Source organism: Terrabacter sp. Root85, assembly GCF_001429185.1.
Lineage (GTDB): Bacteria > Actinomycetota > Actinomycetes > Actinomycetales > Dermatophilaceae > Terrabacter.
Genome location: NZ_LMIW01000008.1, coordinates 777,128 through 790,574, shown reverse-complemented (window position 1 = coordinate 790,574; position 13,447 = coordinate 777,128). Strand labels below are relative to the sequence as shown.

Sequence of the window (13,447 nt, the reverse complement as noted above, 5' to 3'; positions counted from 1 at the left end):
CGTCGTCGGTGACGGGGACTCAGCCCTCGCGGACCTGCACCTGGACGAACGGCGGCTTGACCACGGTGGCCTCGAGGGCACGGCCGCGCACGTCGATCGACACCGTCTCGCCGTCGGCGATCTCGGGGTTCAGCAGCGCGAGGGCGATGCCCTGCTTGAGCGTGGGCGAGAAGGTGCCCGAGGTGACCTCGCCGGCCGCCGCGCCGTTCCACGAGACGGTGCAGTGCGCACGCGGGATGCCGCGGCCGGTCACGAGCAGTCCCCGCATGAGGCGCGTCGGGTTGGCCCGCTCGGCCTCGAGGGCCTGCTTGCCCCAGAAGGCGTCCTTCTTCCAGCCCACGGCCCAGCCGGCGCGCGCCTGGACGGGTGAGATCTGCAGCGACAGGTCCTGTCCGTGCAGCGGGTAGCCCATCTCGGTGCGGAGCGTGTCGCGCGCGCCGAGACCGCACGACTTGCCGTCGAACGGCTCGAGCGCCGCCACGAGGGCGTCCCAGAGCGCCGGGGCGTCGTCCCAGAGCGGGACGAGCTCGTAGCCGCGCTCACCGGTGTAGCCGGTGCGGCAGACGATGACGCGCCGGCCCTGCCAGTCCGCCTCGACGAAGGACATGTAGTCGTGGCCGGTCGGCAGCCCCAGGGACTCGAGCACTTCGTCGCTCTTCGTGCCCTGGACGGCGATGACGCCGTAGTCGCGGTGCAGGTTCGTGACGGTGATGCCCTCCGGCGCGGCGGCCTGCAGGCGGCGCACGACCTCGGCGGTGTTGGCCGCGTTGGGGATGAGGAAGACGTCGTCGTCGGACTTGAGGTAGACGATGAGGTCGTCGACGACGCCGCCCGCGTCGTCGCAGCACAGGGTGTACTGCGCCGAGCCCGGCTGGATGCGGCGCACGTCGTTGGTCAGGCACGCGTTGACGAAGTCGGCCGCGCCGGGACCCGTCACCGAGGCCTTGCCGAGGTGGCTCACGTCGAACACGCCGACACGCTCACGCACCGCGGTGTGCTCGGCGACGACGCCGCCGCCGGGGTACTCGATCGGCATGTCCCAGCCACCGAAGTCGGCCATCTTCGCGCCGAGGGCGACGTGGCGGTCGTGCAGGGGTGAGGTCAGCGGGGAGGTCGTCCCCGACGTCGCTGTCGTCATGGGCGCCAACCTACCGCCCGCCGGGTGTGCCGCCTCCGCTCGTTATCATCGAACGCCGCCACCCGCGGCGGTGTCGTGAGGCCGACCGGCGCACGAAACCGTGCACCAGCGACGCACCACCGACGCACCCCTCAGGACGTGCTCCGACCGTGCGCCCGTCAGCACCTCGACAAAGGAGTCCTTCGTGGCCAACCTGACCATCTCGAACCGCTCGGCCGCCGACACGGCCGGCGACGCGCTCGTCGTCGCGCTCGTCCCCGGTGACGGCGGTGCCGCTCTGGCCCCCGGCCACGGACTCCCCCGCAAGACCGTCGCCCACCTCAAGTCCGTCGTCACCGACCTCGAGCTCGCCGGCAAGGTCGGAGAGGTCACGACCCTCGCGGCCGTGCCGGAGGTCGCCGCCAAGCTCGTCGTGCTCGCCGGTGTCGGCGAGCTGTCCGGCGACGCGTCCGCCCTCGAGGACGTCCGCAAGGGCTTCGGTGGCGCGATCCGCAGCCTGAGCCGCAAGAAGAAGGTCGCGGTCGTCGTGCCCGGCACGTCCGTCGAGATCGTCTCCGCCGTCGCCGAGGGCGTGGCCCTCGGGGCGTATGCCGTGTCCAAGGCGGGCACGCGCAGCACCGATGCCGTCGACGCGGTCGCCCTCGTCGGCCCGGCCGACGCCGCCTCGCGTCGCGCGGTCAAGCGCGCCGCCGCGCTCGGCGAGGCCGTCGCCTACACGCGCGACCTCGTCAACCTCCCGCCGAACCTGCTCTACCCGGAGACCTTCGTCGACTCGCTCGCCGACCGCGTCAAGGGCACCAAGGTCAAGCTCAAGTCCTACGACATGAAGGCGCTGCGAGCCGGTGGCTTCGGGGGCACCGTGGGCGTCGGCCAGGGCTCGGCCAACGAGCCGCGGATCGCCGTCCTCAGCTACACCCCGACCCGTCCCAAGGCGTCCATCGCCTTCGTCGGCAAGGGCATCACCTTCGACTCGGGCGGCCTCTGCATCAAGCCGGCCAACGGGATGCTGACGATGAAGTGCGACATGGCCGGAGCGGCCGCCGTGGCCGGTGCCGTCCTCGCCATCGCCGAGCTCGGTCTGCCGATCGCCGTCACCGGCTACCTCGGCCTGGCCGAGAACATGCCGAGCTCCACGGCCCAGCGCCCGAGCGACGTCGTGACGATGCGCGGCGGGACGACCGTCGAGGTGCTCAACACCGACGCCGAGGGCCGCATGGTCCTCGGTGACTGCATCGCCCTGGCCTCGGAGACCAAGCCCGACGCCATCGTCGACATCGCGACCCTCACCGGTGCGCAGGTCGTCGCGCTCGCCAACACGGCCGCCGTCATGGGCAACGACGACGACTTCCGCACCCGGGTCCTCGACGCTGCGTCGACGGTCGGCGAGGCCATGTGGCCGATGCCGCTGCCGACCGAGCTGCGTCCGGGCCTCGACTCGATCAACGCCGATCTCGCGCACAAGGGCGGCGCCGAGGGCGGCATGCTGACCGCCGGCATCTTCCTCGGCGAGTTCGTCGGCGAGGGCATCCCGTGGAGCCACCTCGACATCGCCGGACCGGCCTACAACGACAAGGCACCGACGGGCTACTGGCCCAAGGGCGGCACCGGCTTCGGGGTGCGCACCCTCGTGGGCCTCGCCGAGTCCTACGTCTGACGCGTACGTGCGAGAGGCCCCGTTCCGTGACGGAACGGGGCCTCTCGGCGTGTGCGGCTGGGGTCAGCCGCCGGACTTGCGACGGAACATCTGCTGGGCCTTGGCGGGGCCGTGTGCACCGTGCACCTTGGTGCGGTCGTGGTCGTCGGAGACGTCCTTGCCACCGTGGGCGTGCTTCTTGTCGAGCGCCGCACGGAACTTGGCCTTCATCTCCTCGCTCGGACCGCTGGATTCGCCATCCTGCTTCGACATTCGAGAACCTCCTGTGTGCTGTGGCGCCGAATCCGGCACGGACTGAACGCTTTTCACCCTGTCAGCGAACCGGGACCCGGTCCACCCCTTTTGCCCGGCAACCGACCACGAGGTCGTATGCCGTGTCGCCGGGTCAGGCGTCACCCTGACGTCGGCGCTTGCTCCACTCGCGCATCCGGTTGGGATAGCCCGTCTTGTTGACGTCGTAGACCGGGACGCCGAGCTTCTGGCTGATCTCGAAGCCGTCCTTGGGAGATGGCACGGCGCGACGCGTCCACTCGCCGTCCCACGCGATGAGCACGATGGTCGTGGGGGTGACGCTCGTGGCGGGCTCGACGTAGGCCTCGACACCGAGCCGGGACTCGACGAACGCGCGCAGGTGCTGCTCGACCGCCTTCCGGTCGATCTCCATCTGCGGCCCGTCGGACCGGCCGGGGAAGGGATTGCCCTTGCGGCTGCCGCGTCGTGAGAACCAGCCCATGGCGGCACTGTACGGGGTCGACCCGTGCTCACCACCACAGCGCGCCGGGAGGCGTGACCTGCCTGTGACGTCTCATCCGATCAATGACAAGATGCTCTTGCACGCCCACCCGTACGCCCACCCACGCGTACGCCAGAACGTCCGCGGACTCCTGCTGCACGACGGCGGGAGCAGGCGATTCACCCGAAGGAGCACATGCACATGCCGGCTGGTGCCGCAGGCGACTACGACGTCGTCATTCTCGGTGGAGGGTCCGGCGGCTACGCCTGTGCCCTGCGGTCGGCAGAGCTGGGGCTCTCCGTGGCACTCGTGGAGAAGGGGCGTCTGGGCGGCACGTGCCTGCACCAGGGCTGCATCCCGACCAAGGCGCTGCTCCACGCCGCCGAGGTCGCCGACGTCGCCCGCGAGGGTGCGACCTTCGGGGTGAAGACGACCTTCGAGTCCGTCGACATGTCGGGCGTCAACGCCTACAAGGACGGCGTCATCAGCCGCCTCTACAAGGGACTCCAGGGTCTCGTGAAGGCCGCGAAGATCGACTACGTCGAAGGGTCGGGCGTCCTCGACGGGCCCCACACCGTCGTCGTCGGCGACCGCCGCATCACCGGTCGCAACGTCGTGCTCGCCACCGGAAGCTATGCGAAGTCGCTCCCGGGGCTCGAGATCGGCGGCCGCATCATGACGAGCGAGCAGGCCCTCGCCATCGACCACGTGCCGGCCCGGGTCGTCGTGCTCGGTGGCGGTGTCATCGGCGTCGAGTTCGCCTCCGTCTTCAAGAGCTTCGGCTCCGAGGTGACGATCGTCGAGGCGCTTCCGCGTCTCGTCGCGGCCGAGGACGAAGCCATCAGCAAGCAGCTCGAACGCTCCTTCCGCAAGCGCAAGATCGCCTTCAAGACCGGTGTGCGCTTCGCCGGCGCGACCCAGCAGGGCGACGTCGTCACGGTGTCGCTCGAGTCGGGCGGGACCATCGAGGCCGACCTGCTCCTCGTCGCGGTCGGGCGCGGCCCGGTCACCGAGGGCCTGGGCTACGAAGCCGCCGGCGTCACCGTCGACCGCGGCTTCGTGCCCACCGACGAGCGGCTGCGCACCAGCGCCGCGGGCGTCTACGCCGTCGGTGACATCGTGCCCGGCCTCCAGCTCGCACACCGCGGCTTCGCCCAGGGCATCTTCGTCGCCGAGGAGATCGCGGGACTCGCACCCGCCGCCATCGACGAGATGGGCATCCCCCGCGTCACGTACTGCGACCCCGAGATCGCGAGCGTCGGCCTCACCGAAGCCCAGGCCCGCGAGAAGCACGGTGACGTCGCGACGTACGAGTACAACCTCGGCGGCAACGGCAAGTCCCAGATCCTCGGCACCCAGGGCTTCGTCAAGCTCGTGCGGCAGGTCGACGGACCCGTCGTCGGCGTCCACATGATCGGCGCCCGGATGGGCGAGCAGATCGGCGAGGCACAGCTCATCGTCAACTGGGAGGCGCACCCGGAGGACGTCGCCGGTCTCATCCACGCGCACCCCACACAGAACGAGGCGCTCGGCGAGGCACACTTGGCCTTGGCGGGTAAGCCCCTGCACGCACACGCTTGAGCCAGAAACTGGGAAGAGGAGAAAACACGTCATGTCAGAACGCGTGACCATGCCGGCCCTGGGTGAGTCAGTCACCGAGGGGACCGTCACCCGCTGGCTGAAGAACGTCGGTGACCGCGTCGAGGTCGACGAGCCGCTGCTCGAGGTCTCGACCGACAAGGTCGACACCGAGATCCCCTCCCCCGTGGCGGGCACCCTCCAGGAGATCCTCGCCCAGGAGGACGACACCGTCCCCGTCGGCGCCGATCTCGCCGTCATCGGCGACGGCGAGGCTCCCGCGTCCGGTGGCGACGCCCCGGCCGCCGAGGAGGCCCCCGAGCCCGAGCAGGCCGCCCCGGCACCCGAGGCCCCGAGCACCGAGCAGGAGCCGCAGGCCGCGACCAGCGAGCCCGAGGCCGAGCAGGCCGAGGCGCCCCAGGCTGCTGCGTCGTCGTCCGGTGGTGGCGAGGGCCAGACCGTGACCATGCCGGCGCTCGGCGAGTCCGTGACCGAGGGCACCGTCACCCGCTGGCTCAAGTCCGAGGGCGACGAGGTCGCCGTCGACGAGCCGCTCCTCGAGGTCTCGACCGACAAGGTCGACACCGAGATCCCGTCGCCGGTCGCCGGCACCCTGACCAAGATCCTCGTCCAGGAGGACGACACCGTGCCGGTCGGTGCCGACCTCGCCGTCATCGGCGGTGGCGCGCCCGCCGCGCCCGCCGCGGCCGCCGAGCCCGCCAAGGCACCCGAGCCCGAGCCCGCGAAGGCACCGGAGCCGGAGCCCGCGCCGGAGAAGGCACCGGAGCCCGCCGCCGAGGCACCGAAGGCTCCGGCCCAGGAGCAGCCGGAGGAGGCGACGCAGGAGGCTGCCGGCAAGCCAGCCGACGCCGAGCGCGCCCCCGCCCAGCAGTCCCCCGAGGCCGCCGCACCGGCACCGTCCGCTGCCACGCCGTCGCGCGACGACGCCGCCGCCTACGTCACGCCGCTCGTGCGCAAGCTCGCGAACCAGCACGGTGTCGACCTCGGGTCGATCACCGGCACGGGCGTCGGCGGTCGCATCCGCAAGCAGGACGTGCTCGACGCCGCCGAGGCCGCGAAGGCCCCGGCTCCCGCCCCGGCTGCTGCGCCCGCCGCCCCCGCGGCATCCGCTCCGTCGGGTGCCTCGTCCGCTGCGGCGGCGGTCTCGCCGAAGCGCGGCACGCGCGAGAAGATGACGCGGCTGCGCAAGGTCATCGCGACCCGCATGGTCGAGTCGCTCCAGGTCTCGGCCCAGCTGACGACCGTCGTCGAGGTCGACCTCACGAAGGTGGCCCGCCTGCGCGCCAAGGTCAAGAGCGACTTCGAGGCCCGCGAGGGTACGAAGCTCAGCTTCCTGCCGTTCCTCGCCCTGGCCGCCACCGAGGCGCTCAAGGCGCACCCGATGGTCAACGCGAGCATCGACGGCGACGAGGTCGTCTACCACGGCAGCGAGAACCTCTCGATCGCCGTCGACACCGAGAAGGGCCTCATCGTCCCGGTCGTCAAGAACGCCGGTGACCTCAACATCGCCGGCCTCGCCCGGGCGATCGCCGACGTCGCCGCGCGCACGCGCAGCAACAAGATCACGCCCGACGACCTGGCCGGTGGCACCTTCACCATCACCAACACCGGCAGCCGCGGCGCGCTCTTCGACACGCCGATCATCAACCAGCCGCAGGTCGCCATCCTCGGCACCGGCGCGATCGTCAAGCGGCCCGTCGTCGTCACGGACGCCGACGGCGGCGAGACCATCGCGATCCGCTCGATGATGTACCTCGCGCTGTCCTACGACCACCGCATCGTCGACGGGGCCGACGCCGCTCGGTTCCTCGGCACGATGAAGGCCAGGCTCGAAGAGGGCCAGTTCGAGGCCTGAGGTCGCCTGCATGAGGAGCACCCCATGACGAAGCGCGTCGCCGTCACCGGCTCGTCCGGCCTGATCGGCGGCGCGCTTCGTCGTGCGCTCGCCGAACGCGGCGACGAGGTCGTGCGCCTCGTGCGCCACGCCACCTCCGCCGCGGACGAGGTCCAGTGGGACCCCAGCCGTGGCCGTATCGACGAGCGGGCGCTCGACGGGGTCGACGCGGTCGTCAACCTCGCCGGCGTCGGCATCGGCGACCGACGGTGGAACCCCGAGCACAAGCGCGAGGTCGAGCGCTCGCGCACGGACGCGACCGGCACGGTGGCCCAGGCCCTGGTCGCCCACCGCGACCGCACCGGCGAGGCCATCCGTCTCGTCAACGCGTCGGCCGTCGGCTACTACGGTGACCGGGGCGAGGAGCACCTGCCCGAGACGAGCGAGCCGGGACAGGACTTCCTCTCCGGCGTCGTCGTGCGGTGGGAGGGCGCAGCGCAGCCGGCGGTCGACGCGGGTCTCCCCGTCGCCTTCGTCCGCACCGGGCTCGTCATGGCTCCTGAGGGCGGCGCCTTCGAGCAGGTCGTCCTGCTCGGACGTCTCGGCCTCGGCGGCCCGATGGGATCGGGGCGCGAGTGGTGGCCGTGGATCACCCTCGTCGACGAGGTCCGCGCGATCCTGCACCTCGTCGACCATCCGGAGCTCGCCGGGCCGTTCAACCTCGTCGCGCCCGGGGTCGCCCGACAGGGTGAGATCGCGTCGGCCATCGGTTCGGCGCTGTCACGCCCGGCCTTCGTCCCCGCACCCCGCTTCGCCCTGCGCGCCGTCATCGGCGAGTTCGCCGACTACGTCGTCGCGAGCCAGCGGGTCGAGCCCGAGGCCCTGCTCGCCTCCGGCTTCACCTTCGAGCACCCCGACCTCGACGGGGCCGTCAGGTGGCTGGTGAAGCGCTGATCGCGCTGATCCGCCATCCCTCGGACCCGCGCATCAGCCGGAAGTCGAGGTGACGACCGGCGTCCGCCGGTCGCACGAGCCGTGCACCACCCCCGGTGACGACGACGTATGCCGTCCAGTCGACCCGGGCGCGCACGACCGCCTCCGTCGGTGACCCCGTCACGAAGGCCGCGTCGGCGACCTCGAGCCGCAGCCCCTCCCAGCGCGCCCGGGCGCCGACGAGCCCCGAGACCAGGGCCCGGTCGCTCGACAGGCTCGGTGAGCCGGGCGCGTGGACCCGGGCCAGTGCCGTCGCGTCCCGCCCGACGAGGGCGGCCGACCGCCGGTCGCTCAGGGCCTGCATCAGGTCCTCCGGCCGCGCCGAGGGGCTCGCGGCGTCCCGCAGCACCCGGTCCGCCGCGCTGTCGCCCGGAGCCGGCGATGCCGTCGGAACCGCCGGTGTGGTCGGCGTCGACGAGGTCGAGGGTGGCGTCAGCGACGCGGGGTCCCGGGCCGCCCACGCCCACCCCGCGGCGGCCACGAGCGGCACCGCGACGAGCGCCGCCGTGACGGCCCGGCGAGGCCACCTTCGGGAGTCCCGCTCTGCGGGTGCCGGCTCGCGCCCGGCCTCGGCCCGGAGCCGGTGGGTCAGTGCTGACGCCTGGTCGGCCCCGACCACGACCTCGACCGGCTCGGCCGGGACCGCGTCGTAGAAGAGGCCGGCCAGCTCGGCCGCACGCGGACGTCGAGTCGGGTCGGGGTCGATGGCCGCCGCGACGACGGCGGCGAGCTCGGGACCGACGTGGCTGACGATGATCTCCTCGTCGAGCCGCACCATCGTGTCCGGCGCCCCGTTGCCGGTGAGGCAGAACCACGCGACGGCGCCGAGGGCGTACACGTCGGAGCACTCGTCCGGCGCCGCGCCGAGGAGCACCTCGGGAGCGATGTATCCGGTCGTGCCGTGCACGGCACCGGTCTCGCGACCGGGCACGCGCACGGCGCCGAGGTCGAGCAGGACGGGGCGTCCGTCGGAGGTCAGGGTGACGTTGGACGGGGAGATGTCGGCGTGCACCCCGCCCGCCGCGTGGAGATGGGCGACGGCCTCGCAGACCGGAGTGAGGACGGTGACGACCTCGCCCGCGCGCAGGTGGCCGCGACTGCCCACCATCGCGGACAGCTGGGCCCCGGAGACGAGGTCGAAGACGAGCGCCTCGCGACCGTCGGGGAGCGGCACGACCGACCGGAGCGGCACGAGGTGGTCGTGCTGCACGGCCAGCAGCACCTGCTGCTCGGCGAGGGACTGCTGCCGGTCGAGCTCGTCGCGGACGAGGTGCGGCACCTTGATCGCCACCCGACGCCCCGTCGCGTCGACCCCCGACCACACGACCGCCGACGCGCCCGTCCCGATGACGGCGTCGACACGGTGCCCCGGCACGTGGGGACGCTCCGGCGGCTGCTCCGGTCGCTTCTCTCGCTCGTGCTCGGTCACCCGACCATGCAAGCAGCGCCGCGCCGGGCCGCGGGCGCGTCGTCCACAGGGTCCCGACGAGGACCGCCCCCGACGACGGACCGGGTCACCCGGCATACACCCGCGGTCGGTGTCGGGCCCACCCTCAGGGGGTCTGGCCGGGCGTCACGACGTCGACGACCCTGCGGTCCCGGGCGCTGATCCGTGCGGCGTCGACGACGGCGAGGACGTGCACCGCATCGCGCGGGTCGACCGGCATCGTCGCCTGCGGGTCCGACGAGACGAGGGCGGCCGCGACGGCCCGGTAGAAGTTCGCCTGGTCGGCGTCGGTCACGACGGGTCCCCGCTCACGCTCGTCACCGCGCACGATCCAGCCGATGGCGTCCCCGTCGTTCTCGAACTCGGTGAACGCGCTGACGTCGTCGACCTGGCGGCCGATGACGAAGGAGCCCGCCGAGCCGTTGACGCGGGCGCGAGGGCCGGGAGCCCCGTTGACCGAGCTCGACATGACGTGGCTGACGACACCCGAGGTGTGCCGGCACGCGAGGAAGGTGTCGTCGTCGGCGACCGTCGTGCGGGAGTCGACCTCGGCATAGACCGACTCGACCTCACCGTGCAGGAGCACCGCCTGGTCGACGAGGTGGGTCTGCAGGTCGAGCAGCAGACCGCCGCCCTCCTCGGCGGGGACCTGCTCGCGCCACCGCTGCTTGGGCACGGGACGCCAACGGTCCCAACGGTATTCGGCCCTCCAGATGTCACCGACGAGATGGTCGTCGCGTACGATGCGCAGCGCGGCCAGCTCGGGGTCGAAGCGCCGGTTGTTGAAGACGGTGAGGGGCACGCCGTGGTGGGCGGCGAGGTCGACGACGTCGAGGGCACGGCTCGCGTCCACGGCGAGCGGCTTGTCGACGACGAGCGGGATGCCCGCCTCGATGACGCGCTCGGCCTGCTCGGCGTGCACGCCGCTCGGTGACGCGAGGACGACGAGGTCGAGGCCGTCGATCCCGAGGAGCGTCTCGAGGTCGGGGACGACCTCGGCGCCCGGGAGGTCGGCCCGCACCTCGTCGGCACGGGTCGCGTTCGACGTCGACACTGCTGCCACCGTGAGCCCGGCCCGCCCGATGAGGGGTGCGTGGATGCCCCGACCGGCCGAGCCGTAGCCGACGAGTCCGACACGCAGCGGGGTGGACGGGGACGGCTCGGTGGCAGGCATTCCGGCATCGTATGCCGCCCGGCGTAGGGTGGCCGCATGCGCTTCGTCCACCTCGGTCTCGACCCCGACTTCGTCGACTACGAGCAGGCGTGGCAGGTCCAGCGCGACACCCACGCGAAGGTCGTCGCGGGCGAGGAGCCCGACACCGTCTACCTTCTCGAGCACCGCGCCGTCTACACCGCGGGCAAGCGCACCGAGCCGCAGGAGCGCCCCAACGACGGCACGCCCGTCATCGACGTCGACCGCGGCGGCAAGATCACCTGGCACGGTCCGGGCCAGATCACCGGCTACCCGATCGTCCGGCTCCCCGCGCCCATCGACGTCGTCGGCTACGTCCGGCACATCGAGGAGATGATGATCCGCGTCTGCGCCGACTTCGGCGTCGAGGCCGGCCGCGTCGAGGGCGAGAGCGGCACGTGGATCGCCGCCGACGACCGCGGCCCGCGCCGCAAGATCGGTGCCATCGGCATCCGGGTCAGCCGCCAGGTCGCCATGCACGGCTTCGCCCTCAACTGCAACCCCGACCTGTCCTGGGGCGAGGTGATCATCCCGTGCGGCATCGTCGGTGCCGGGGTCACGTCCCTGTCGTTCGAGCTCGGGCGCGACGTGCCGGTCACCGAGGTGCTCCCCCACGTCGAGAAGCACCTCGCCGACATCCTCCCGGCTCTCCGGCCGAACCGCCGCGCGCTCGCCTGACCCGTCCGGGCCGGACCGGCCCGTCCCGGCGTTTCCCGGCCCGTCCCGAGACCGTATGCCGTGTCGTGCCCGGCGGGTCCGCGCGCGGTCCGTCGGGCCCACCCCTAGGGTGTCGACCACCAACCGGTCGAACCAGGGGGATCGATGGACGTCGCCGTCCGCACTGTCAACCTACGCAAGACGTACCTGAGCCGAGGGTCGAGACGCGTCGCCGTCACCGGCCTGTCGATGGCCGTGCCCCTCGGAGGCGTGCACGGCTTCCTCGGGCCGAACGGCTCCGGCAAGACGACGACGATCCGGATGCTGCTCGGCCTCGTGCGCGCCGACTCCGGCACCGCCGAGGTCTTCGGCGAGGCGGTGCCCAAGCGGCTGCCGCACGTCGTCGACCGGGTCGGGGCGATCGTCGAGTCACCGAAGTTCTTCCCGGCGTTCACCGCCCGTCAGAACCTCACCCTGCTCGCGAGCGCGATCGGCAGCCCACGCCACCGCGTCGACGAGGTCCTCGAGGCGACGCACCTCGGCGACCGCGGTCGCGACCGGTACGCCGGCTTCTCGCTCGGCATGAAGCAGCGCCTCGCCATCGCGGCGACGCTGCTCAAGGACCCCGACCTGCTCATCTTCGACGAGCCCACCAACGGACTCGACCCCGCCGGGATCCGCGAGGTGCGCGACACGATGCGGACGCTCGGCGAACAGGGCAAGACGGTGCTCGTCAGCTCGCACATCCTCGCCGAGGTCGAGCAGGTCGCCGACACGGTCTCGATCATCGGGCACGGGTCGCTGCTCGCCGAGGGGCGCGTCAGCGACATCCTCGGCGGCGCGGGCGCCGGCACCGCGCAGGTGCGGGTCGGAGTCGCCTCCCCGGACCGAGCCGCCGAGGTGCTGACCGCCGACGGCTTCACCCTGACCCGCGACGACGCCTACCTCGTCGTCGGGACCGAGGACCCTTCTGCCGTCACCCGGGCGCTCGCCGGGCACGGCCTCTACGTCGCCGAGCTCGTGCCGGTGCGCCCGGACCTCGAGTCCGCCTTCCTCGCCCTCACCGCCGACGAGGGCCTCGGCACCGATGCCGACCGGGCTGCCGGTGGACGACGGAGCGGTGGTGCCGCATGAGCAGCACGCTCGTCTCCCCCGACTCCCGCCCCCGCGCCGACCGGCGGCCGAAGGGCACGTCGTTCGCCGGACTCGTCGGCGTCGAGCTGCGACGTCTGTGGTGGCGCCGCCTGACCAAGGTGGTCGTGGCCGCCGTCGTCGTCTTCATCGGCGCGACCGTCTACAACGCCTACAACGAGAGCTCGCCCGAGCGCATCGCCCAGCAGCTCGACAGCTACCGGATCATGCAGCAGGAGGCACCGCGCATGGTCGAGGAGTGCCACAAGCAGGAGGCCATCGAGCGCGACCGCAGCGGTGACCCGACGCTCGACTTCGGGTGCGACCAGCAGGGCCAGGCCCCGACGCTCGAGCAGATGGGCCTCGCGCTCCCCCTGGCCGACACGATCACGGAGGGCATCGCCAAGACCATCGCCCTGCTGCTCGCCTTCGTGGCCCTGCTCCTCGGAGCGAGCTTCGTCGGGGCCGAGTTCTCCACCGGCTCGATGGGCCTGTGGCTCACCTTCCAGCCCCGTCGACTGCGCGTCGCCGCCAGCAAGCTCACGGCGGCAGCTGCCGGCGGCGTCGCCATCGCCGTCCTGGGCCTGGTCCTGGCCAACCTCGGTGCCCGCATGGTCGCCGTCGTCAACCGACCCGGATCGGACCTCAAGCTGCCTCCAGCGCCGGCTCTCGAGGAGCCACTCGCAGTGCTCGGCCTGCGCATCGTCGCGCTGGCACTGGGCGCCGGAGTCGTCGGGGCGGCGCTCGGTCTGCTCCTGCGGCACACGGCCGCGATCATCGGGGCCGTGCTCGGCTTCGCCGTGGTCGTCGAGGGCATCGTCATGCAGGCGTTCCTGCAGGGTCGGCTCCAGCCGTGGTCGGTCCTGAAGAACATCGAGGCGTTCATCGAACGGGGCACCACGTACCTCGCTGAGTCCTGCGGGCCCTCGTCGTGCGACTACACCGAGCGGACGCTCAGCTACACGCACGGCTGGGTCTTCCTGCTCGTCGTCGCCCTTGCGGTCGTGCTCGCGGGGGTCGCCGCCTTCCGGCGCCGCGACGTCACCTGACGCACGGGCGCGCCTGCCCC

At 72.3% G+C, this 13,447-nt stretch carries 12 protein-coding genes; 7 read left to right on the top strand and 5 right to left on the bottom strand.

Features of this window, described 5'->3' with window-relative positions:
• Positions 1-19: 19 nt before the first annotated feature.
• Entirely contained in the window at positions 20-1,138 is a 1,119-nt protein-coding gene (gene gcvT, locus ASE25_RS10145) for a glycine cleavage system aminomethyltransferase GcvT (protein ID WP_056825147.1), read from the bottom strand.
• Positions 1,139-1,322: 184 nt separating this feature from the next.
• On the opposite strand from gcvT, the gene ASE25_RS10140 reads away from it, so the two are divergent.
• Entirely contained in the window at positions 1,323-2,792 is a 1,470-nt protein-coding gene (locus ASE25_RS10140) for a leucyl aminopeptidase (protein WP_056825729.1), read from the top strand.
• Between the two features lie 63 nt (positions 2,793-2,855).
• Here the strand turns inward: ASE25_RS10140 and ASE25_RS10135 are convergent, their stop codons facing one another.
• Together ASE25_RS10135 and ASE25_RS10130 are read right to left on the bottom strand one after the other, a co-directional pair.
• Positions 2,856-3,044: a DUF5302 domain-containing protein gene (locus tag ASE25_RS10135; RefSeq protein WP_020145427.1), complete on the bottom strand. Its 189-nt coding sequence runs from the start codon at positions 3,042-3,044 to the stop codon at positions 2,856-2,858.
• A 133-nt stretch (positions 3,045-3,177) separates the two neighbouring features.
• Positions 3,178-3,525, bottom strand: coding sequence for a hypothetical protein (locus ASE25_RS10130; protein WP_056781210.1), 348 nt, complete (start codon positions 3,523-3,525; stop codon positions 3,178-3,180).
• A gap of 201 nt (positions 3,526-3,726) precedes the next feature.
• Between ASE25_RS10130 and lpdA the strand changes: the two genes are divergently transcribed.
• Genes lpdA through ASE25_RS10115 form a run of 3 tightly spaced genes read left to right on the top strand, consistent with a single transcriptional unit; the run spans position 3,727 to position 7,912 of the window.
• Positions 3,727-5,106, top strand: a complete 1,380-nt coding sequence (gene lpdA, locus ASE25_RS10125; RefSeq protein ID WP_056825727.1) for a dihydrolipoyl dehydrogenase — start codon at positions 3,727-3,729, stop codon at positions 5,104-5,106.
• 31 nt (positions 5,107-5,137) lie between these two features.
• Positions 5,138-6,979, top strand: a complete 1,842-nt coding sequence (gene sucB / locus ASE25_RS10120; RefSeq protein ID WP_056825145.1) for a 2-oxoglutarate dehydrogenase, E2 component, dihydrolipoamide succinyltransferase — start codon at positions 5,138-5,140, stop codon at positions 6,977-6,979.
• 24 nt (positions 6,980-7,003) lie between these two features.
• On the top strand, positions 7,004-7,912 hold the full coding sequence (locus tag ASE25_RS10115) for a TIGR01777 family oxidoreductase (protein WP_056825143.1): 909 nt from the start codon (positions 7,004-7,006) through the stop codon (positions 7,910-7,912).
• On the opposite strand, the gene ASE25_RS10110 is transcribed toward ASE25_RS10115, so the two are convergent.
• Both ASE25_RS10110 and ASE25_RS10105 read right to left on the bottom strand, forming a co-directional pair.
• Positions 7,890-9,380, bottom strand: a complete 1,491-nt coding sequence (locus ASE25_RS10110) for a serine/threonine-protein kinase (RefSeq protein WP_056825141.1) — start codon at positions 9,378-9,380, stop codon at positions 7,890-7,892. The genes ASE25_RS10115 and ASE25_RS10110 overlap by 23 nt on opposite strands.
• A gap of 124 nt (positions 9,381-9,504) precedes the next feature.
• Positions 9,505-10,572: a Gfo/Idh/MocA family oxidoreductase gene (locus tag ASE25_RS10105; protein ID WP_056825136.1), complete on the bottom strand. Its 1,068-nt coding sequence runs from the start codon at positions 10,570-10,572 to the stop codon at positions 9,505-9,507.
• 36 nt (positions 10,573-10,608) lie between these two features.
• Here ASE25_RS10105 and lipB point away from each other — a divergent pair, with 36 nt between their 5' ends.
• The 3 genes from lipB (at position 10,609) to ASE25_RS10090 (ending at position 13,427) form a co-directional block, all read left to right on the top strand.
• Complete coding sequence (lipB, locus tag ASE25_RS10100; RefSeq protein ID WP_056781223.1) at positions 10,609-11,268, top strand: lipoyl(octanoyl) transferase LipB; 660 nt, start codon at positions 10,609-10,611, stop codon at positions 11,266-11,268.
• Between the two features lie 144 nt (positions 11,269-11,412).
• A complete protein-coding gene (locus ASE25_RS10095; RefSeq protein ID WP_056825134.1) occupies positions 11,413-12,381 on the top strand; it encodes an ATP-binding cassette domain-containing protein in 969 nt (322 codons plus the stop codon).
• Complete coding sequence (locus ASE25_RS10090) at positions 12,378-13,427, top strand: ABC transporter permease subunit (RefSeq protein WP_056825132.1); 1,050 nt, start codon at positions 12,378-12,380, stop codon at positions 13,425-13,427. The genes ASE25_RS10095 and ASE25_RS10090 overlap by 4 nt, the downstream gene beginning before the upstream one ends.
• The last annotated feature ends 20 nt before the right edge of the window (positions 13,428-13,447 follow it).